Origin of the sequence: Paenibacillus sp. ATY16 (genome assembly GCF_003399985.2) — a bacterium.
Lineage (GTDB): Bacteria > Bacillota > Bacilli > Paenibacillales > Paenibacillaceae > Pristimantibacillus > Pristimantibacillus glycanilyticus.
The window spans coordinates 196,196-216,865 of record NZ_NMOK02000014.1 but is presented as its reverse complement, the minus strand read 5'-3'; the positions used below and the strand labels follow the sequence as shown (position 1 = coordinate 216,865).

Sequence of the window (20,670 nt, the reverse complement as noted above, 5' to 3'; positions counted from 1 at the left end):
CCGTTCACACCTTCCAAATAGTTGTCTCTTCTATCCAATCAAGCGCCTGCTGCACATCGCCGGCAAGCACGTTTACATGGCCCATTTTCCGTTTGAATACGGCGTCCTTCTTGCCATACAGATGAACCTTCGGAGCAACGTTTAATCTTGCCGCCGCTTCATCATGCTTCGCCATCCGCGCAAGCAGCGGCTCTACATGCTGACCAAGGACGTTCACCATAACGACCGGCGTAAGCAGCTCCGTATCGCCCAGCGGCAGATTGCATACCGCGCGAACATGCTGTTCGAACTGCGAGGTCCGGCATGCTTCCATCGTATAGTGGCCGCTGTTATGAGGGCGCGGTGCCAGCTCGTTAACGAACAGCTCCCCATCGGCCGTCAGGAACAGCTCTACGGCGATCAAGCCAACTACGCCAAGCCCTTCCGCGATCTTGACCGCCAGCTTTTCCGCTTCCTTCTGAACGCTCTCCGCAATGCGTGCCGGAACGATCGACAGATGCAAAATATTCTCGACATGAATATTTTCCGCAGCGGGGAACGCTTTTATCTCGCCTTGAGGACTTCTTGCCGCAATAACGGATAATTCTTTGTCAAACTTAATGAATTGCTCCAGCACTAGCTCTACGCCGGCACGGCTTAACGTCTCGTACGCTTCTTCGATCTCGTCAAAGCTCCGAATCACCCATTGCCCTTTGCCGTCATAACCGCCCATTGCCGTCTTCAGCACGCATGGAAGTCCAAACTTTTCAGCTGCGGCTCGCAGCTCTTCGCTGCTCCGGATTTCGCTGTACGGGGCAACCCGTACGCCCGCCGCTTCGATCGCACGCTTCTCGCGAAGCCGGTGCTGCGTCGTATAGAGCAGCTCGCTGCCCTGCGGCACGTACGATTCCGACATGAGCATCGCCGCCACATCGGCATCGACATTCTCGAACTCGTACGTGATGACATCCGCCCGGCGCGCCAGCTCGCGGGCCGCTTCGCGGTCGTTGTAAGCAGCGACGATCTGGTCGGCTACTTGTCCGCAAGGCGCATCGGCTGTCGGGTCAAGCGCTACGAAGCGGTAACCCATCGCGCTGCCTGCGAGCGCCATCATCCGGCCAAGCTGTCCGCCGCCTAGCACGCCAATGGTGCTGCCCGGCAGAAGCGTTCGCTTGTTATCTTCCATCATCATAATGTCTCACTGCTTTCCAGCACTTCCTGCTTGATCCGCTCGCGCCGCGCTTCCACCCGGGCTTGTACTTCAGGATCGAAAGCACCGAGCATTTGAGCGGCCAGCAGTCCGGCATTTGTACCGCCGGCATTGCCGATGGCTACCGTCGCAACCGGAATGCCGCCCGGCATTTGCACGATCGACAGGAGCGAATCAAGACCGCTCAGATTCGAGGATTTGACTGGCACGCCGATTACCGGCAGAATCGTCTTCGCAGCAACCATGCCCGGCAAATGCGCGGCACCGCCGGCACCCGCGATGATTACTTTAAGGCCGCGTTCTGCAGCCGTCTCCGCATATTCGAACATTAAATCCGGTGTCCGGTGAGCGGAAACAACCTTTTTCTCGTAAGGAATTTGCAGCTCTTCTAACACGTCGCAGGCAAGTTTCATTGTATCCCAATCCGACTTGCTGCCCATGATGACGCCTACTTTCGCAGACATGCGTTCAAACCTTCCTTCATCTATAAATTGTGTATATCCCGCGAAACGTAAAAATCCCGCGCCGCAACCATACTTTCTATGGATGCTGCCGGGACCCGAGCAGATGGCAACAATTGTTGTCTTTACTTCAATTACAAAAGTTTCGCAATGCAAAGACAGCATAAGGCTGCCCTGTTAAAGGGGCAACCTGTCTATTTGTTCCATCAACTCGTAGTCCGAAAAATATGGTTTTCGGGTAGATACTTTCGGGCCTTTTTCCCGAGGATATACGAGATCTTTCAACCTATTTACGGAGCATTCGACGAATGTTCCGCCTTAACCTATTTCAGTTTATCCAATCCCCCTATGTCTGTCAATGAAAAGCGTATAAAATACGAACATTAAAATAAATGAGTTCAAATAAAGTTCGTTTTTGTCTTAAATTGCAAGGAATTCGCTTTCCTTTTTCTGCCGTTATCAATTTATTTGGCATGGTTTTAAGTTAGGGGACCTGCCGAATAGAATAGTAGGAGAAGATTCCGAATCATTAAAGGAGGCGAGAGGCGATGTTGATCCATACCGTCAAAGGGCGGGACACCGTACAGAGTCTGGCGCAGCAGTATAGCCTGTCCCAGGAAGCTGTCCTTGCCGCCAATGGCATGCAGGCAACCGAGCCTCTCGCCGCCGGGCAAGCGCTCATTATCCCCCTCGAGGCTGACAACCATCAGGTCATACCGGGAGAAACCTTATGGACGATCTCGCAAAAATACGGCATCACTCTGCAGGAGCTGGCCAGAGTTAACCATATTACTAATCCCGCCCTTATTCTTCCCGGCATGCGGCTCCGCATTCCGAGTCCGCGCAAGATGGCGATCGAAGCGAACGGCTATGCCGAGCCTGCCGTCTCGACTTCGGGCATCACCGCCAGCGCGGCTGCTGCAGCCAGACATTTAACCTTCCTTAGTCCTTTCAGTTATCAGGTTAGGCCGGACGGCTCGCTAAGCGCCTTAAATGATTTGCCGGCTATTCAGGAAGCTTACCGCGGACGGGCTGCGCCCATGATGGTGATTACGAATTTTGACGGCTATGCGTTCAGCCCGAGCCTGGTCCATTACATTTTAACGAACGAAGCCGTGAAGGAACGGCTGATCCAAGGGATCATATACGTTATGCGGATGAACAAGTATTGGGCTCTTAACGTAGATTTTGCTTTTATTCCGGCGGCCGACCGCAGGCTGTATCATCAGTTCCTGGAACGGCTTGCCGGCTCTCTACATGCCATCGGATGCCTTGTTTCCTCGACCCTGCCGCCGGTTAGTTCACCCGATCAGGACGGACAGCTCTTCGAAGGGCAGGATTACGCCGAGCAAGGCCGGATTCTCGATTTCGTTATTCTTATGACTTACGAATGGGGATGGGCGGGCGGACCGCCAATGGCGGTTGCTCCAAAGAATGAAGTAGCCAAAGTGTTGAACTATGCGATATCTCTGATTCCGTCCACCAAAATTATGCTTGGGATGCCTCTTTACGGCTATGACTGGACGCTTCCTTATATCCCGGGTCAGGATTGGGCGATGTCCGTCAGTTCGGGCAATGCGGTGCGAAGGGCTGCCAGGTATGGCGCTGCTATTCATTACGATCCAATCGCCGAATCGCCGTATTACGGTTACAGGGATGAGTACGGGCGCGACCATCAGGTCTGGTACGAGGATGCGAGGAGCGTGCAGGCGAAGCTTGATCTGGTCAAATGCTATCATCTGCGAGGGGTGAGCACCTGGGTGCTTGATGTTCCGTTCCCTGCCTTCTGGCAGGTGCTGGAGCATAACTTTCATGTTTATAAGCCTGTGAGGTAAAGGCGGCAAGTGTGAACATACTGCCCTAATACGTCCGGACCCGCCCGTTCTAGAAATCCCTTAACGATGTCGCACATCGTTAAGACCATTAGATGGCGGCCTTTCCAGAGCCTTAACGATGCGGCGCATCGTTAAGAATCGGAAAAGCCGCCGGTTTTATCTTTTTTCCTTCCAATATAAGCTTCTTAACGATACCGCGTATCGTTAAGGCTTCCGATATACTACAAAAAACAAAACGGCCGTGCAGAAATGAATCTGCACGGCCGTACCCTTTATATTCACCTATCGGTTAAATCCAAGCGCAGCTTGGCGCTTAACCAACCCTTATTTCGATTGGGTCGCGGCAAGCTGAGCTTTCGCTTGACCTTCGGAAGATGCGTTTACTACGGTAGCCGGTTCTTGATGCGGCTTCACTTTGCGGATGAAGAAGGCCAGCACGAGTGCCGCAACGGCGAACCAAGTTGCCACAACGAACGAGTGGTTGATACCGGTAATCGTCGCTTCTTGGATCACATGAGCCATTGCCGCTTTATCGTTAGGGTCGATACCTTGCGTTGCAACCATATGCTTCGTTTCCGAAGCCGCTTTGTTCGTCATCAGCGTAACGAGGAACGCCGTACCCAAAGCGCCCGCTACGTTACGCAGCGTTTGCGACATCGCCGAGCCGTGGGCGTTCAAGCGCTGCGGCAGCTGGTTCATGCCTGCCGTCTGGATCGGCATCATCAGCATGGACATACCGAACATGCGCAAAGTGTACATCGTGATCAGATAACCGTATGTCGTATGATCCGTCAGCTGGCTGAATTCATAAGACGAGTAAACGGTAATAATAAGACCGGTAACCGCCAGCCAGCGAGCGCCGACTTTATCGAAGATCATACCGGTGATTGGCGACATAATACCCATCAGAATTGCGCCCGGCAGCAGGAGCAGACCGGATTTAAGCGGCGTGAAGCCCATAATATTTTGCAAATAAATCGGAAGCAAGATCATACCCGAGAACATAGCCATTGTAATAATGACGTTGATGACGGTAGTCAGGGAATACATGCCGAACTTAAAGACGCGCATTTCAAGGATTGGCTTTTTAACAACAAGCTGGTACCATACAAAACCAATCAAGGCAACAACGCCAACGATCAAGCTTGTGTACACGGTAGCGTTATTCCAGCCGTCCGTACCTGCGTCACTAAAGCCGTACAGCAGGCCGCCAAAACCCAGAGTGGACAAAATAACGGCGAAAATATCGAGCTTGGATTTCGCGGTCTGCGTAACGTTCTTCATCGATATAGCGCCGTAAATCAAGCCGAACAGCGACAGCGGCAATACGATGTAGAACAAAACGCGCCAGTCGTAATGCTCAACAACCCAACCCGACAGCGTTGGGCCAACGGCAGGCGCGAAGATCATCGCAATCCCCATCATCCCCATTGCCTTACCGCGTTGTTCAATCGGGAAAATCGTCAGGAAGATGATGGACATCAGCGGCATCAGAATACCTGCGCCCGCCGCCTGAATAATACGTCCTGTGAGCAGGGTCTCAAAGTTCGGCGCCAAGGCGCTGACGATGGTACCTGCCGTAAATAAACTTGTGGCAACTACGAATAATGACCTTGTTGAAAACCGGCTGATCAAATAAGCACTAATTGGAATAAGGACGCCATTAACAAGCAAATAACCGGTGGACAGCCATTGCACCGTATTCGCGCTGACCTTCAGGTCAGTCATGATACTCGGGAGCGCAACGTTAAGGAGCGTCTGGCTCAAAAGCGCTACGAAGGCTGCAATAAGCACCGATGCGACGATCGGGCCTCTTTTTAATGCCGCTACAGCATTACTCATAGGGTCTTTCTCTCCTTTTTCTATGTTTCTGTGATTCAAGCTGAAATGCTATTTGTTATCCATATTCGCAAGCAGCTGGGTAAAAATTCTCCTCAGATGCTGAATATCTTCTTCCGGCAATACATTGAAAAAGGAGGAAAATGTCTCTTTCTGCGACTCGAGAATGTCGTCAACCACATCCTTGCCCTTAGCCGTTAACTCAATGTATACGACCCTGCGGTCGTCATTTGCCCTCTCGCGGCTGATCAAATCTTCCGCCACCAGCTTATCGGCAATACCCGTAATAGCACCGGAGGTCAGTCCGAGAATATCGGCAAGTTCGGAAACCTTGAGGGAGCCCGATGTATGAAGGGTAAACAACAGCTTGAACTGGGTATAGTTCATGCCCGTCATTGTTTTCCGGCTCCATTCGTTGTTTACGTTTTTCAGGAACGTCTTGAATTGTCCCATGAAACCAATCAGCTCTTCATTGGCATTCGTCATTGCCTCTCCCCTTTCCCACCGATTGCATGAATCGATAATCTATTAGCATTTAATATTTTAATACTAAATAAATTATTAACAAAGCATTTACTACTATATATCTTTTTTATGAATCAGTCAATCCGTCCATAACAAATTATTTTCCCAGCTTGCCTTCATCCATATTGGCCGTCAGCTTCGAGAAAATTCTTCTCAAATGCTGAAGATCTTCTTCCGGAAGTCCGTTGAAAAAGGAAGAAAATAATTCTTCGTGACATTCCATCACCTGGTTAACGAGCTTATCGCCTGCCGAAGTCAAAGCAATAATGACCACTCTCCGGTCATCGGCTGTTCGTTCGCGGCTGATCAAGCCTTCCGCCAGCATCTTGTCGGCAATACCCGTAATGGCGCCGGACGTCAATCCAAGCAATTCGGCAAGCTCCGATACTTTCAAGGGACCGGATGAATGAAGCGTGTATAACAGCTTGAACTGCGTTGTGTTCATGCCGGACATCGTCTTCTTGCTCCAGTCGTTCGCGACATTTTTCAGGAACAATCGGAACTGGCCGATAAGATTAATTAACTCTTCGCTGGCATTTGTCATTCCCCTCACTCCTTTCGGGCCAGTCAGTACATGGCACAAAGCAATTTTATTAACTCTAAATATTTTAACACTAAATTAATTATAAATAAAGTATTCACAGCTAAAAAAATCGTTGCAACTCGTCCACTATTATTTTCCCCAATTGGACAACAAAAAAAAGCGCCCTTGCGGGCGCCTTGTTTCGCTTAAGATTAAGATTAAGATTAAGATTAAGATTAAGATTCAAGCCAGGTTGTTTTTTTCGCGGCCGGCGTGCGCTTTGGTTCCGGCGGAGTCATATCCGGATACCCCATATACACCAGCGCTACGATTTTCTCGTTCTCAGCCAGACCAAACGTATCGTTCATAAGCGGATGATACATCGGGTCGCCGGAACGCCAGATCGCTCCCAGTCCGTTCGCGTGCGCGGCAAGCAGCAAATTCTGCACCGCCGTATGCGAAGCAGCAATTTCCTCCACCAATGTAGCCCGCGGATCAGCGGACGGCGAGCAGACAACCGCAATAACTACCGGCGAGCGGTACGCTTTAACGCGCTCCTTGCGGAGACGTTCTTCCAGCTCGGGGCTTTCCCCTGCCCCAAGCGTTGCAAGCGCGACGCGCGCATAACCTTCGCCAAGCTTGGCCCGGCCGTCACCGGTCATGACGATAAATCTCCAAGGCTGCGTGTTATGATGGCTTGGCGCCCAGGTTGCCGCTTCCAGCACCTTCTCAATCAGATTTCGATCAACCGGATCTTGCTTGACGCGCCCAATGGAACGTCTCGTTCGGATCGCTTCTTCAATATGCATCGTTTCTCCCCCAATCGCTTATTTGAAATAGTTGACGTACTCGCCGTAACCTTCCTTCTCCAAATCCGCTGCCGGGATAAATCGGAGCGAAGCGGAGTTAATGCAGTAGCGGAGTCCGTTAGGTCCCGGACCGTCGTCGAATACATGGCCCAGATGGGAATCTCCTTCTTTGCTGCGCACCTCTGTGCGGACCATGAAGTGACTGGTATCGAGCACTTCCGTAATGGCCGCTTCCTTCACAGGTTTCGTAAAGCTAGGCCAGCCGCAACCGGAATCGTATTTCTCGCGGGATGTGAAGAGCGGCTCGCCCGAGACGATATCGACATACAAGCCCTCTTCCTTATGATCCCAAAATTCGCCCGTGAAAGGACGCTCCGTCGCATTGTTCTGCGTGACTTCGTACTGCAAAGGAGTAAGACGGGAACGAAGCTCGCCTTCATCCTTCTTAACCGTCCAATGCTTATTGATGAAGGCATCTCGGCCGGAGCCTTTGCGGTACATTTTATAACGGAACGGGTTCGTCCGGTGATAACCTTGATGATAGTCCTCCGCCGGGTAGAATTCCTTCGCCGGCTCAATGGCTGTAACAATCGGCTTGTCGAATCTGCCGCTTGCCGCCAAAGCCGCCTTGGAAGCCTCCGCCTTCCGGCGCTGCTCTTCATTATAATAGAAGATAGCCGTCCGGTAGGATTCCCCGCGGTCATGGAATTGGCCGCCCGCGTCGGTCGGATCAATCTGATGCCAGAACACGTCCAGCAGCTTCTCATAGGAATAAATCGCAGGATCAAAAGTAATATGGACAACTTCCGCATGCCCGGTTGTTTCGGAACACACTTCTTCGTACGTTGGATTTGCTTTATGGCCTCCGGAATAACCTGATACAACGGACAAAATACCCGGTGTTTCTTCAAACGGCGATACCATGCACCAGAAGCATCCTCCGGCAAACATGGCTTGTTCTACAGCTGTGGTCATGTTTCGATTACCTCCTTCAAGCGTAATTGTTATTATTATACCTTATCCTTCAATTCCCACAAAATGATTGGCTCTTTCCCTAACAATCTTTGTTACAATGTAGTGACAGCCTTAACCTTGGGCATCGTTCGTTCGTCTAACATGATAGACTAGCTTAAATGCTGTTTTTGCAGTCCGTTCACTTCCTTATTAACGGAAAACGAGGTGAACGCCCATGAGCAATACCGCTTTAGAAACAAATGCTTCTTATGAAACGAAATCGCGCAAGGCTACCAAGCAGCGTGCTTTCGTCATCTTTGTATGTGTATGGGTTATTCTGATTGCCGCCGGCATTACCGGTGCCAAGCTGTACAGCGAGCATGTCCAGAAGCAGATTGCTGCTGACGTGGAACGCCAGACAGCCGCGCAAATTGCCGAGATGCAAAAGCAATACGATGACCGGATTGCCAAAGTGGAAACCGGCTATAAAGAAGAGCTGTCGCAATTGGAATCCAAGGTAGAAGCCCTTAACGAGCTGCTTACCTTCACGAAGGATAATGCTGATGTCAAAACCGATAACAGCAATAAGCTTTACACGCAATTAAACGAAGTGAAAAAGAAGCTGAACGAACTGCAAAAAAATCTGGATGTGCTCAAATGACGTTATCCATCCGAGCACTGAACCGAACGATGCTGCTGGCCTGCACACCGTTTGTCGCGATGTTGTTATGGCTTATGGTCACGAATATTTCCATCGTCCTACCGGACAGCATTTTCCCGGAGGCCGGCACTCCGCAAGAGACTGCCGCAGACCATGCGAAATCTGTCGCCAGCGGACTCGACCAGGCCCGTCAGACCGCCGCGGCGACAAGCGCCTCCATTAAAAAGCAGCTAAAGCTGTATAACCAGACAAACGCCGATATGAAACAGATCGTCAATACGGCAACCGCCCAGGCTAACCGCCCGTTAGTCATTTACGACAGAATCATTACCGGACGGCTAGGCCCCCCTTCGGGAACGATCAGCTCGGACAAGCTGACCGCGCAGTTATACTACATAAAGGCCGACAACTTCCAAAGCTATGCGATGAAGATTAAGCTCAAGTCAGGCGACGCGATGAAAATGGTGCTCGGCAACGATAAGGTAGGCGGTGCCGAAACAACGCTGGCTGCCGTACAACGTTACGGCGCCGTGGCCGGGGTCAATGCGGGAGGCTTTGCCGACGGCGGGGGCAAGCGGTATCCGCTAAGCACAACCATTTTGAACGGCGACTATGTAGAGGGCTTCGAACCAACCCGGGCCGACCTGTTCTTCGTTGGTCTTAACGCCAGCAACAAGCTGGTTGGCGGGAAATTCACAAGCAAGCAGCAGCTTGATCATCTTAACGTCAAATTTGGCGCGTCGTTTGTACCCGTGCTTCTGAAGAACGGCCGTCCAACGGCGATACCAAGTAAATGGCAAAGCAGTCCAACGCGTGCGCCCCGCACCGTTATTGCCAACTACAAGGACGGACAGCTACTGATCATCGTAGCGGACGGCCGCAACGAAGGCGGCAGCTCCGGCGCAACGCTGGCCGAGATGCAGATTCTGCTGCAGCGGTTTGGCGCCGTAGACGGCTACAACCTGGACGGCGGAGGCTCCTCGTCGCTGATCTGGAACGGACGCGTTATTAACAAGCCTTCCGACGGGCAGCTTAGAAAGCTTCCTACGCACTTCTTATTTTTTAAATAATCAGCCGCTATGGCTGTCTCAAAAGAAGGCTCGTTGAAGAAACGGCTCGCATAAGTAAAAAAACTCATAAAAATAGCGTTGCAGGGATTATCCCTGCAACGCTATTTTTTGTTTTTGATTGGGCACAGAGCGGTAGAGGTTGCTCTATCACTCCGATTTACCGGATTCGGGCAACAAAAAAAAGCAGCGCCGGTCCAGCGCTACTTTCTGTTTCTTCTATTATAATACTATTCGGTTCCCATGATCACGTAGCGGCCAACGATAAGGATGGCCAGAATCCACATGAGCCAGTGAACTTTGTATTTGCCTTTGTTCGATACGTTAGCGACTGTCGCCAGAACCACGTACGATACGATACCAAACGAGATACCGTTAGCGATGCTGTAAGTGAACGGCATAAGCGCCAGCGTCAGGAACGAAGGAATCGCGTATACCATATCGGAGAAGTCGATTTCCTTCACCGATTGAAGCATCAATACGCCAACGATGATCAGCGCGGCGTTAGTTGCAGCCGCGGGAACCAGCGCCACAACCGGCGACAGGAAGATCGCAAGCAGGAAGCAGACGCCCGTAGTAATCGAAGTCAGACCCGTACGACCGCCTTGCGCAACGCCGGCGGAGCTTTCCACGAAAGCCGTTACCGTGCTTGTGCCAAGCAATGCGCCGCCGCTTACGGCCACGGCGTCAACGAACATCGCTTTACCGACGCGTTTTTTGCCTTCAACCGGATCTTTCATAAAGCCTGCACGGTTCGCCGTACCAACCAGCGTTCCGAATGTATCAAACAATTCAACGAACGTAAACGTCAGGACGACCGTTACGATACCAACCTCGAATACGCCAGGGAAGTCGAAGTGACCGATGTTCATGGTGGAGAAATCAGGCACCCACGTTTGATTCGTAAAAGTCTTCTTGAAATCAACTTGACCAAGGATGATCGAAAGCACGGTAGTGCCGAGGATACCCCACAGGATTGCGCCCGGTACGCGCATAACCATCAGGATCCCGATAATGAACAGGGCAACGACGGTCATGATAACCGTTTCGTTTGCGAAGCTGCCGATATGAATAACCGTTTCCGAACCGGAAACATCCGTATAGGCATTTGCTTTAATATCGCCAAAGGCTGTTACGGCAACCGTCATCAGGCCGCTGCCTTTCAAGCCTACAATGGTAATAAACAAACCGATACCAACCGTAATCGCATGCTTCAAGCTGTCCGGTACAGCCGTAATGAGCATTTGACGAATTTGCGTCAGCGTCAGGATGATAAAGATAATACCCGAGATAAATACCGCTGTCAGACCCATGGCAACCGAGATCGGCTTATCTGTAGCCTGCGAAGCAATAACGGTTGAAGCGAAATAAGCGTTAAGGCCCATGCCAGGCGCCAAAGCGACCGGGAAGTTAACGAACAAGCCCATTGCAATCGTGAAAATGCCTGCCGCAATTGCCGTAGCCAGGAATACTGCCGTCCAGTCGAGACCTGTAGGCGTCAGGATGATCGGATTGACTGCCAGGATGTAAGCCATCGTCATAAAGGTAGTTAGACCCGCCATAATTTCCGTTCTGAAGTTTGTACCATGTTCCTTGAACTTAAAGAACCGTTCCATTTTCCCATTAACCCCCCAAAAATGTGTACAAGCAACAAAGCCTAGGAACAGATGCGCAAAATACGCATTTATCTCCTAGGCTTTGCAAAAAGGGGAAAAGTATACCGCGGACCGAATCATTGTCATTTTATTACTATCATAACGGAATGACAATGCGCGGCAACTCTTCCACTGTTTCGTAGCCTGATCATTTACGGTGATCGAGTAGAGACTCTCAAGCCAATTCTTGAGATTATACGAAAAGTTATTATTAAATTCGTTGTTATCCGTAAATTAATATAATAAGGAACCTGCAGCTTGTCAATGAATTTTTACGAACGTTCGTCTTGTTTCGAAAAGCTAACATTCGTCTTTTACCGAAAAACTGGTAGTCCATTCGTCCCGGTTCTGGTATAAAGTTACATCCATGAGCGATTGTTGGGGCGTATGGTCGTTTGTGAGGACAAAAAAAGCCGCAGTTAGGCGGCTTTAGAATAATCGTTTAAGCTTCGAAAAAGTTCGGCAGGTACTTCTTGTTCGCTTCCAGCATTTCGCCAAGCAAAGCTTTCGCGACGGAGACGCTTGGCACCAGGGGATGATGCACCATGGCCTGAAGCGCAACCCCGCGGTCTCCCGTCACCGCGGCTTCAATGGTAAGCGACTCGTAGGTTTTTACCGCGTGAAGAAGGCCCTTGATCTGCTCGGGAACCCGCTGCAGCGGCAATGGAATAGGACCTTGCGCCGTCACCACGCAGTTCACCTCAATGCTCGCATCCTCCGGCAAGAAGCCGATAATGCCGCCGTTACGCACGTTTAACGTCTGAATGTCTTTGCGGTCCGTGTACAGGGAAAACATCAGATTGACCGCCGCCTCGGAATAAAAGGCTCCGCCCCGCTTCTCCAGCTGCTTCGGCTTTTCCTTCAGGTTCACATCCTTGTACAGCTCGAACAGCTCTTCCTCCACCCGGCTGACCACATCGGCGCGCGTGCCATTCTTCTCAAGCGATTCTTTCATCTCGGCGTACATCGTATCGGTCATGTAGAAATAACGCAGATAATAGGTTGGAAGTGCGCCAAGCGAGCGCAGAAACTCCGGATCCCAGTCGAAGGCGGTGACGTTCGTGGCAGAGTAATCTTTGCCACCCCCGATCATCTCCTGAAGCTTGTCTTCGCCGTTCACGTAGGCCGACGTAATCCAGTGCAGATGGTTGATGCCCACAAACTCCGGCAGCACTTCGCTCTCCGGGACGCCGTATTGCTTGGCGAGATATTTCTGGAAGTTGATCGGCGAATTGCATAGCCCAACCGTCTTCACCTTGCTGTGCTTCAGCACCGCTTCCGTCACAATACCCGCGGGATTCGTAAAGTTCAGCATCCAGGCATTTGGCGCAAGCTCCTCGATATCCCGGCAAATATCCAATATAACCGGCACCGTACGAAGCGCCTTAAGCATCCCGCCCGGACCCGTCGTCTCCTGGCCGATAACGCCAAGCTTGATCGGAATATGCTCATCCCGGCGTCTTGCCTCCAGAAGGCCGACGCGCATCTGCGTCGTGACAAAGTCCGCTCCGGCGATCGCTTCTCGGCGGTTCAAGGTTAAGCGCACATCCATTGGCACACCTGCCTGCTCAACCATCCGCTGCGCCAGCTTCCCGACAATCTCCAGCTTATGGCGTCCCTCTTCAATATCAACAAGCCACAGCTCGCGAATCGGCATCTCGTCATACCTTTTGATAAAACCCTCTACCAGTTCCGGCGTATACGAAGAGCCTCCTCCGATCACGGCAACCTTTAATCCTTGTTTGGTTATAGTCATGGACATTATCTCCTTAAAAAGAATGATCGCTCAATCTTTAAAACGTAATCCGGCGCAGCGCCGCGTCCGTCTCCGCCGAAATCGCGATGCCGCTGCTGTCCATCGCGCTCATTAACGCGCCAATGACCGGATCGATCGTGAGCTTTACGATGTTTGCATGGGGGGCGGTTGCGGCAACCGATGCTTTGATCGCATCAACCATATGCGGGGAGCTTCCTTTCGCGAGCACGCTTCCCGTTAGGACAACGTCGAAGCTGTCCTGCTCCATGCCAAGCCTTCGAATCAAGGCATTGACGGCATTCCCGTGTTCGTCTCCGGCCTCTTCAAGGATCCGGATGGCCACCTTGTCGCCTAGCGAAGCCGCTTCAAACATCGTTTGCGAAAGCGACTTCGCTGGACGAACTCCGTTATCGAGCGCATCGTCGTACATCTCCCGGACGGAGGAATAGCCCATCTGACGGGGCACCAGCTCCGTCAGAATGGATGGGAGCTCACGCCCCTCCCAGCTTCGCACCGCCGAGCGAAAAGCATGAATCGCCAGATCCGTGCCGGAACCTTGGCCGTCTCCGAACAAATAACCGAACCCGCCGTACTGCAGCTCTTCTCCCTTGGCATTACGAGCCGCGGCGTTAAAGCCCGTGCCGCTGATAATGACCGCGCCGTAGGATTGATGCGTACCCGCGCGCATACCGATCATCGTATCGCAAGCAATGTCGTGGCGGGGGAATTTCAGAGAAGCGATCATCGGACGAAGAATCGCGTAATCCGGTTCGCGGTCCGCCCCGGCAAGGCCGAAATAGGCGAAGTCTATCTCTTCTTTGGCTGCTCCAGCCTGCCGAAGCGCTTCCGCGCAAGCCCGGTCAATCTCGGTTCTTGCCGCTTCAAAGGCCGTCTGATGATTGCCGTTGCCGCCACTCCCCCTGCCAAGCACGCGGCCGTTCTCATCCGCAAGCAAAGCATGCGTCTTGCTTCCGCCCGCATCAATTCCAAGAAACAACATCCTAGCCACGCTCCTTACCGCTTTATTAAAGATATATATTGAGAATAAAAGAAAAGAACATCGCTCCTCTACTGATAAAGAACGATGTTCTGATACGATCTTACTGTTTTATGAGATTAGTGATGGGACCGAAGCTCCGACGGCAGCTTCCCGATATGCTGCTTGAACAGCCTGTTGAAATTGGATAAATTGCGAAATCCCGTAGATTCCGCCACTTCGATAATTTTCTTGTCCGAGGACTCCAGCAGACTAACAGCCGCGGACAACCTTAACTGAATCAAATAGTCCATCGGCGATGTGCCAACCGTCTGTACAAACAAGGCGCTGAAGCGAGACGGACTAAGATGCGCGGCAGCAGCCAGTTCTTTTAACGTCCAAGGATAAGCAATATCTGCTTCTACGGTATTCAATACTAAGCGCACCGTATCCATTCCCCGAATATGGGACGAACGGCGCTCCCGCTCCTTCGCGAAGTAACGGTTGACGAAAGCCATAAACTGCACCAGCTGCGACCGGATTACCGCTTCGTAATGTGGCTCCCGGCAGGCGAATTCGCAGCGCATCTCCTCTATCGCCGCACCTAGCCGAGGCAGCATCGGATGACCCCGGTCGAGCAGGTTATCGAACCGCTTTCCGATCTCCCGGAAGGGAATGAAAAGCTCCGTATCATAACGCTGCTCCAAGGCAAAATACGCCGGATCAAACATAATGATCGTCATGACCAGCGCTTCGTTCTCGAAGGCGCGGTGCAGATCATTCGAGTTGATAAGAAGAATATCCCCTTCCCGGAAGTCATGCCTCGTACCGTTAATCAGATAGTAGCCGCTTCCCCGGTTGATATAGTTAATCTCCAGAGCCGTATGCCAATGCAGCCGCTGAAACAGCGGGCTGACGCCTTCCGACTGCGAGATGACGATCGGAAAAGCCGGCGGCAGCTCAATCAAATCGCGGGAGACGGTAGGAATCGGCTTCATGGCAGGACCTCCTGGGAGAGTAGTTACTAGTAGTATATTTTACATTCAACTAACATAACAACTCCATCGCCTAACACCCTCTTGATGTTAGACTTGTACACTTGATCATGCCCCTACTTCCTCTTGGGCAACACATTTGCAGACTGGTGGTGTACTAACGTTTTGAAATTTAACAAGCAAGCTCGAATCGTATTCCCCATGGTTCTCTCGGCTAGTATCCTGTCTACTGGCCTTGCAGTTCCCCTTCCTAAAGCTGCGGCTGCCGATACAATCGCCACGCAGGATCAGGGGCAATGGTTAACCGGCGAATTCCACGCTCACACCTTCGAATCCGACGATGCCCAAAGCTCGCTCGAATCGGTGCTGGATCACGGTTTGACAACCTACGGCCTTGATTTTATTATGCTGGCGGATCATTTGCGCTCGTCCAAACGGGACGATACGGGCGCAGACATTCCCGGCGGTCCTATTCCTTTATCGAAAGGGCTGCTAGAATACCAGGTTCCAAAAATAAAATCTTTGCAGGATGCAGGAAAATACGCCGGCAAGACGATATTCTCCGGCTTCGAATGGGATATCCCTTCGCATGAGCATGGCTCCGTTGGCATTCTTACGGATGAACCCGGCTCCGAAGCAGCGCTGAAAGCCGCGAACCAATTCGAATTCTTGTTCACAAACCGCGATGCATCCTGGTTTAACCCTGCCGATGTTCTGCAGTGGCAGGCCGCCGATAACCGGGCGTACAGCACGCACGCAGACAGTTTATCCGCGATTAACTGGCTCAAACGCAATTATCCCGAGACCAGCTACATGATTGTGAACCATCCGTCCAGGGGTGTAGGCAAATACAAGATTTCTGACTTCCGCGACTTCAACAATGCCGCTCCGGACATCGCGTTTGGCTTCGAGGGAATGCTAGGCAATCAAATGGAGCCGGACCGCGGCGGGTATAACTCGGCTTACGATCCCGCTAACCCAACGGCTAACGACAACTACAAGAACCGTTCCTACGGCGGTGTCGATTACATGGTAGCAAAGGTTGGCGGCGTATGGGATTCCCTGCTTGGCGAAGGCCGCAAGTTCTGGAATTTCGCAAATTCGGACTACCATTTCAAAACCATCGATACCAATTCTAGCGGCTACTGGCCGGGCGAATACGCTAAAAACTATATTTGGAGCGAAGGAAAATCCACGCAGGATATTCTGAACGGCATGCGCTCGGGTAAATCGTTCTCCGTTTTTGGCGACCTGATTAACGCCCTGGACTTCCGCCTTGCGGACGGTGGCACCAATGCCGAGATGGGCGGAACCCTGCAGGCAACCGAAGGGGATAAGCTTACCCTTACGATCAAGTTCAAGAGCCCGGAGGCCAATAACTACGAGAATCCGATCAACAGCGGACAATCCGGCGGCATGAAGCCGGCGGTTGACCATATCGATCTGATTGCAGGCGATGTGACCGGCCCGGCGGAGAAAGGAACTCCGGCTTACGACAAGGATACAAACGATTCCACCCGCGTCGTTGCCACTTTCACCAGCGAGGATTGGACAACGGACGCAAACGGCTACAGCGTTATCACTTACGACCTGCCGAAAGCAAGCAAGGATCAGTATTTCCGTCTAAGAGGCACGAATCTCGGAATGAACGTGCCGGGCGAGACGCTGGACGGCAATCCGCTCATCGATCCAAAAACAACAACCGCCGATGCAACGGCCCGATTCAACGAGATTAACAACCGCAACTATCAGGATCTGTGGTTCTACTCGAATCCCATCTTCGTGGATACGGCTGCATACACGGATGAGCAAGCGGTGCAAGATACGCTCGACAAGCTGACGCTTGGCCATACGAATGCGGTTACCGAAAATATCACTCTCCCTTCCGAAGGAGAGCATGGTGCGGCAATTGCCTGGGAGGAAACGGCTGACCAAGCCAATGCAATTGCAATTGAAAATGGCATCGCCAAAGTAAGCCGTCCTGCGGCGGGACAGCCTGACGCGTCGGTTACGCTTAAAGCAACCGCTTCGCGCGGCGATTCGTCGGATTCCAAAACCTTTACCATCACGATCAAAGCGATGCCGTCAACTTCGACTCCGGGCGGCGGAAACACAACATCACCGGGCAACACGCCGGCAGCGTCCGTTTCCGTTACCGTTGATCCGGCCAAAGGCGCGGAAGGCAGCTTGAAAGACGTGATCGCCTTCAAGATACCGGCAGGAGCATTGTCCGCAAGCGGTACAATCACAGCACAGGTTCTCCCATCAGGACAACAGCCTCCACTTGGCAATCTGCAAGCGCTGAGCTCAATCGTAGAGATGACAAGCAGCGCCGGTACAACGTTCGGCAAGCCGGTTGAATTATCCTTTAACTACGCGATAAATTCGGCGGCACCAAACGGCCAGCCTGCCGTGTACTACTATAACGAAAAGCTGAAGAAATGGATTTTCCTCGGCGGCCAAGCAAACGGAAGCAGCATTACGGTCAACGTTAAGCATTTCACGAAATTCGGCGTGTTCGGCTACGCGCCTCAAGCCTTCCCGGATCTGACCACATCGTGGGCAAAACCGTATGCTGACCGCTTGATCGGCATGGAGGTGATTTCCGGATACGAAGACGGAACGTTCCGTCCGGACCAGCCGGTCACGCGCGCAGAGTGGGTAAAGCTTCTGGCAGACTCGCTTAGTCTACCTGCCGCAACCGGTACAACCCGCTTCGCCGATGACAGCCGGATTCCGGCTTGGGCCAAAGCGCAAGTGAAAGCGGCTGCCGATGCCGGCTATGTGACCGGCTTCGATACGAAAGACGGCTCTGTCTTTAACGCATCGCAGCGAATCACACGCGCCGAAATCGCGGTAATCGCCGCGCGCGTTCTGAAGGCTGGCGGCATCGCTCCGCCTGGCGCCGGCAAGACCATCAGCGATGCAAATGCTATCCCAGCCTGGGCCCTCGATGCCGTAAGTCAAACGACTGCCGCGGGTATCGTGAGCGGTTATCCGGACGGCAGCTTCCGCCCGAATGACACCCTGACGCGCGCCGAAGCCGTGAAGGTCGCTTATGCCTTGCTTGATGCTCTAAATATTTAATCAAAAAAACTCCCTTCCGGCTGCTATATCGCAGCTTGAAGGGAGTTTTTTCACCTGTTATGAGCGCTTTCTACCGTATTTACGGGTACGGTCGTCTTCGATAACGCCTTGCCAGTTCATGCCGAAGCCAAAATCATACGCATGCTGCTGGTCATCAACGTGGCACGCCATGTCATGGGGTACATCCTCGAACTGCTCTTCTACGGTCCTCATATTCGCCGGAAGCTGCAGCGGCAGCAAGCCGGATGGCTCCGCTTGACCGGACAGCAGCTCCAGCATCGCCTTGTCGCTGGAACCGAAGTGAACGAGAATCGCATCTGCGGAAGTCTCGAACTCTTCCAACACGGTTGGATTAACAAGGAACAATGTGACGATAACCGGCTTTTCCCCCATCCTGCTCTTCGTTTCCAGCACAAGATCCAGATCGGACTCGTTATGCGTCGTTACGGTTTTGCCTTGGTACGAACGGTTTAACACATCCCGTTCCCTGGCATCCCCCGCAAGACTTGTCTCCCGCGCATGCTCTGCCGTATAAGGCCTGTACTGAAGGCTGATCGGCACGTAGCCGTTTCCGCCGGCAGCCGCATCCTCCCGGCTGTAGCCCAATCCCGCTTTCGCTCCGCGAATCGCCACGATTGCGAAATCCGCATCGTCCGGATTCTCAACGATATCGAAAAACTGTTCGGCTAAAGCAAGATCAATTGGAGATTCATCGCGCTCCGGAATCGTAAATCCGATAAAATGCTTCTCCGGCGCCGTGTATCTGTTAGGAATATACACTCTGCTGCGTGGCTTAAGCGGCAGCACCTGATCTTTATTCTTAACCATCACAACCGATTTGAGCTGCGCTTCGTGGCCTGCGCTAACGAAAGGCTCGCTTGCGACAAGCTTCTCGCTTTGCTCCGCGTCGAGGTAAGGATTCTCGAACAGACCAACGCGGAAAATATTCTTCAGCAGGCGTACCGCCGATTTCTCGAAGCGTTCACGCATATAGGCCTCTCCGTGTTCAACGACGCCCATCCGGTAGGCTTCCAACACGGGCAGCGAATCGTTATTGCCGCCGAACTGGTCGACGCCGGCCATAAGAAGCTTGTAATGGCGTTCGGCGACGGATAGCCCTTCTACGCCCCATGATTTTCCGCCAAACATGGATTCGATGGCTGCTCCCTCGTCGGCCGTAATGTTCCAGTCCGTACAGACAACGCCGTCATAGCCGTATTTCTCGCGAAGCAGGTCGGTAATCAGATACTTATTGTACGAATTTCCTACGTTCTCTCCATTAACGTTATCCCGTCCATGCGAAATCGTATAATAGGGCATTACCGCGGATGCTTCGCCGGTCTTGCCTTCCAGCTTAAAAGCTCCGTTTACGAACGGCTCGAGATGCTCCTCGAAGTTATTGCCTGGATAGACAGCGTATTTGCCGAATCCGAAATGCGCATCCCTTCCGCCTTCTCCCGAACCGCCGCCCGGCCAATGCTTCACCATCGCGTTGACGCTGCCTTGCCCCCAGCCATCCGACGATCCGGCATCCGAGGTCTGGAACCCGTCCACGTACGCTCTAGCCATGTCCGTGGAGAGAAGAGGATCCTCGCCAAACGTGCCGCTGAACCGGAACCAGCGCGGATCCGTCGCGATATCGATTTGCGGCGACAAGGCCGTGGCGATGCCAAGAGCGCGATATTCCCGGGAAGCAACTTCCCCGAACTGCCGGACGATGCTTGGGTCGAAGGTTGCGGCGAGTCCAAGCGTCTCCGGCCATTTCGAGATACGGCTTCCCGCTCCGCCGGTAAACTCCGCGCCGATATCGATGCCGTGACGGGGATCCGAGCTGATGTTTACCGGGATACCCAAGCTTTCGGCTTCCGCAAAAGCCTGCATCTGGTTGCTCCAGAGCGCGCCGTCCCTATTGCTGCTAATCGCCATGACGAGAACATGCCGTACGTAATCCTGCGACAGAAAGGCTGCCTGCTGATCGCTAAGCGTCCACGCTTTTACTCCCGCTTCCTCGAATGGCTTGCCTCCATAGGTTCCAGTAAAAAATCCGACGTTTGGAGAGGGCACGTTCTGATGGCTGCTGTACAGCATAAGCCCGGCAATCTGCTCAATCGTCATCCGTGAGGCGAGATCCCTTGCCCGTTCGTCCGCAGTCAGCCTCCAATCCTCGTAGGGATGCAATTGTCCGTCTTTGCTTAAATCCTTAAACTTAAGTCCGTCCTGTTCAATAATTCGGGCACCGGACGCTGGGCAATACCCCAGCGTAGGACCGCCGTCATTTTGCACATATTGAATATTCGCCTGCTCAAGCGTTGCAGCGATCGGGTTCTTCATTCAAGGG

General features: G+C 52.4%; 16 protein-coding genes and 2 riboswitches. Of the genes, 4 read left to right on the top strand and 12 right to left on the bottom strand.

The features are described 5' to 3' along the window. Window positions 1-4 precede the first annotated feature (4 nt). On the bottom strand, window positions 5-1,171 hold the full coding sequence (gene purK, locus CFI03_RS07915) for a 5-(carboxyamino)imidazole ribonucleotide synthase (RefSeq protein ID WP_116394135.1): 1,167 nt from the start codon (window positions 1,169-1,171) through the stop codon (window positions 5-7). Continuing rightward, complete coding sequence (gene purE / locus CFI03_RS07910) at window positions 1,168-1,653, bottom strand: 5-(carboxyamino)imidazole ribonucleotide mutase (protein ID WP_015842486.1); 486 nt, start codon at window positions 1,651-1,653, stop codon at window positions 1,168-1,170. The genes purK and purE overlap by 4 nt, the downstream gene beginning before the upstream one ends. 191 nt (window positions 1,654-1,844) lie before the next feature. Continuing rightward, window positions 1,845-1,945: riboswitch (purine riboswitch) on the bottom strand. Between the two features lie 253 nt (window positions 1,946-2,198). Between purE and CFI03_RS07905 the strand changes: the two genes are divergently transcribed. Beyond that, window positions 2,199-3,485: a LysM peptidoglycan-binding domain-containing protein gene (locus CFI03_RS07905; protein ID WP_116394134.1), complete on the top strand. Its 1,287-nt coding sequence runs from the start codon at window positions 2,199-2,201 to the stop codon at window positions 3,483-3,485. A gap of 324 nt (window positions 3,486-3,809) precedes the next feature. Here the strand turns inward: CFI03_RS07905 and CFI03_RS07900 are convergent, their stop codons facing one another. From CFI03_RS07900 to msrB, 5 genes are all read right to left on the bottom strand, one after another. Then, window positions 3,810-5,327 carry a DHA2 family efflux MFS transporter permease subunit gene (locus CFI03_RS07900; protein WP_116394133.1) on the bottom strand — a complete coding sequence of 506 codons (1,518 nt, stop codon included), beginning with the start codon at window positions 5,325-5,327 and terminating at the stop codon, window positions 3,810-3,812. Between the two features lie 48 nt (window positions 5,328-5,375). Continuing rightward, window positions 5,376-5,810, bottom strand: a complete 435-nt coding sequence (locus CFI03_RS07895; RefSeq protein ID WP_116394132.1) for a MarR family winged helix-turn-helix transcriptional regulator — start codon at window positions 5,808-5,810, stop codon at window positions 5,376-5,378. A 136-nt stretch (window positions 5,811-5,946) separates the two neighbouring features. Further along, window positions 5,947-6,393 carry a MarR family winged helix-turn-helix transcriptional regulator gene (locus CFI03_RS07890; protein ID WP_116394131.1) on the bottom strand — a complete coding sequence of 149 codons (447 nt, stop codon included), beginning with the start codon at window positions 6,391-6,393 and terminating at the stop codon, window positions 5,947-5,949. Between the two features lie 215 nt (window positions 6,394-6,608). Beyond that, window positions 6,609-7,181 carry a nitroreductase family protein gene (locus CFI03_RS07885; protein ID WP_116394130.1) on the bottom strand — a complete coding sequence of 191 codons (573 nt, stop codon included), beginning with the start codon at window positions 7,179-7,181 and terminating at the stop codon, window positions 6,609-6,611. Window positions 7,182-7,199: 18 nt separating this feature from the next. Further along, the gene (gene msrB, locus CFI03_RS07880) at window positions 7,200-8,156 is read right to left on the bottom strand and encodes a peptide-methionine (R)-S-oxide reductase MsrB (RefSeq protein WP_116394129.1); all 957 of its coding nucleotides are present in this window, start codon (window positions 8,154-8,156) and stop codon (window positions 7,200-7,202) included. A 214-nt stretch (window positions 8,157-8,370) separates the two neighbouring features. Here msrB and CFI03_RS07875 point away from each other — a divergent pair, with 214 nt between their 5' ends. Both CFI03_RS07875 and CFI03_RS07870 read left to right on the top strand, forming a co-directional pair. Continuing rightward, window positions 8,371-8,796, top strand: coding sequence for a hypothetical protein (locus tag CFI03_RS07875; RefSeq protein ID WP_116394128.1), 426 nt, complete (start codon window positions 8,371-8,373; stop codon window positions 8,794-8,796). Further along, on the top strand, window positions 8,793-9,866 hold the full coding sequence (locus tag CFI03_RS07870) for a phosphodiester glycosidase family protein (RefSeq protein ID WP_116394127.1): 1,074 nt from the start codon (window positions 8,793-8,795) through the stop codon (window positions 9,864-9,866). The genes CFI03_RS07875 and CFI03_RS07870 overlap by 4 nt, the downstream gene beginning before the upstream one ends. 227 nt (window positions 9,867-10,093) lie before the next feature. Here CFI03_RS07870 and CFI03_RS07865 read toward each other — a convergent pair whose 3' ends face one another. The 4 genes from CFI03_RS07865 to CFI03_RS07850 form a co-directional block, all read right to left on the bottom strand. Further along, on the bottom strand, window positions 10,094-11,479 hold the full coding sequence (locus tag CFI03_RS07865) for an NCS2 family permease (RefSeq protein ID WP_116394126.1): 1,386 nt from the start codon (window positions 11,477-11,479) through the stop codon (window positions 10,094-10,096). 159 nt (window positions 11,480-11,638) lie between these two features. After that, window positions 11,639-11,739, bottom strand: a riboswitch (purine riboswitch). Between the two features lie 221 nt (window positions 11,740-11,960). Next, a complete protein-coding gene (locus tag CFI03_RS07860; RefSeq protein ID WP_116394125.1) occupies window positions 11,961-13,274 on the bottom strand; it encodes a 6-phospho-beta-glucosidase in 1,314 nt (437 codons plus the stop codon). A 37-nt stretch (window positions 13,275-13,311) separates the two neighbouring features. Beyond that, entirely contained in the window at window positions 13,312-14,274 is a 963-nt protein-coding gene (locus tag CFI03_RS07855) for an N-acetylglucosamine kinase (RefSeq protein WP_116394124.1), read from the bottom strand. Between the two features lie 116 nt (window positions 14,275-14,390). After that, a complete protein-coding gene (locus CFI03_RS07850) occupies window positions 14,391-15,248 on the bottom strand; it encodes an AraC family transcriptional regulator (RefSeq protein ID WP_116394123.1) in 858 nt (285 codons plus the stop codon). A gap of 162 nt (window positions 15,249-15,410) precedes the next feature. On the opposite strand from CFI03_RS07850, the gene CFI03_RS07845 reads away from it, so the two are divergent. Then, the gene (locus CFI03_RS07845) at window positions 15,411-18,332 is read left to right on the top strand and encodes an S-layer homology domain-containing protein (RefSeq protein WP_248756975.1); all 2,922 of its coding nucleotides are present in this window, start codon (window positions 15,411-15,413) and stop codon (window positions 18,330-18,332) included. Between the two features lie 57 nt (window positions 18,333-18,389). Here the strand turns inward: CFI03_RS07845 and CFI03_RS07840 are convergent, their stop codons facing one another. After that, window positions 18,390-20,663 carry a glycoside hydrolase family 3 protein gene (locus CFI03_RS07840; RefSeq protein WP_116394122.1) on the bottom strand — a complete coding sequence of 758 codons (2,274 nt, stop codon included), beginning with the start codon at window positions 20,661-20,663 and terminating at the stop codon, window positions 18,390-18,392. Window positions 20,664-20,670 lie beyond the last annotated feature (7 nt).

What these genes read in the sequence shown, in the direction of transcription:
- CFI03_RS07895 (WP_116394132.1), bottom strand. Translation starts at nt 5,810, where the DNA reads ATGACGAATGCCAATGAAGAGCTGATTGGTTTCATGGGACAATTCAAG.
- CFI03_RS07875 (WP_116394128.1), top strand. Translation starts at nt 8,371, where the DNA reads ATGAGCAATACCGCTTTAGAAACAAATGCTTCTTATGAAACGAAATCG.
- CFI03_RS07885 (WP_116394130.1), bottom strand. Translation starts at nt 7,181, where the DNA reads ATGCATATTGAAGAAGCGATCCGAACGAGACGTTCCATTGGGCGCGTC.
- CFI03_RS07890 (WP_116394131.1), bottom strand. Translation starts at nt 6,393, where the DNA reads ATGACAAATGCCAGCGAAGAGTTAATTAATCTTATCGGCCAGTTCCGA.
- CFI03_RS07855 (WP_116394124.1), bottom strand. Translation starts at nt 14,274, where the DNA reads ATGTTGTTTCTTGGAATTGATGCGGGCGGAAGCAAGACGCATGCTTTG.
- purK (WP_116394135.1), bottom strand. Translation starts at nt 1,171, where the DNA reads ATGATGATGGAAGATAACAAGCGAACGCTTCTGCCGGGCAGCACCATT.
- CFI03_RS07900 (WP_116394133.1), bottom strand. Translation starts at nt 5,327, where the DNA reads ATGAGTAATGCTGTAGCGGCATTAAAAAGAGGCCCGATCGTCGCATCG.
- CFI03_RS07850 (WP_116394123.1), bottom strand. Translation starts at nt 15,248, where the DNA reads ATGAAGCCGATTCCTACCGTCTCCCGCGATTTGATTGAGCTGCCGCCG.
- CFI03_RS07865 (WP_116394126.1), bottom strand. Translation starts at nt 11,479, where the DNA reads ATGGAACGGTTCTTTAAGTTCAAGGAACATGGTACAAACTTCAGAACG.
- purE (WP_015842486.1), bottom strand. Translation starts at nt 1,653, where the DNA reads ATGTCTGCGAAAGTAGGCGTCATCATGGGCAGCAAGTCGGATTGGGAT.
- msrB (WP_116394129.1), bottom strand. Translation starts at nt 8,156, where the DNA reads ATGACCACAGCTGTAGAACAAGCCATGTTTGCCGGAGGATGCTTCTGG.
- CFI03_RS07860 (WP_116394125.1), bottom strand. Translation starts at nt 13,274, where the DNA reads ATGACTATAACCAAACAAGGATTAAAGGTTGCCGTGATCGGAGGAGGC.
- CFI03_RS07870 (WP_116394127.1), top strand. Translation starts at nt 8,793, where the DNA reads ATGACGTTATCCATCCGAGCACTGAACCGAACGATGCTGCTGGCCTGC.
- CFI03_RS07840 (WP_116394122.1), bottom strand. Translation starts at nt 20,663, where the DNA reads ATGAAGAACCCGATCGCTGCAACGCTTGAGCAGGCGAATATTCAATAT.
- CFI03_RS07905 (WP_116394134.1), top strand. Translation starts at nt 2,199, where the DNA reads ATGTTGATCCATACCGTCAAAGGGCGGGACACCGTACAGAGTCTGGCG.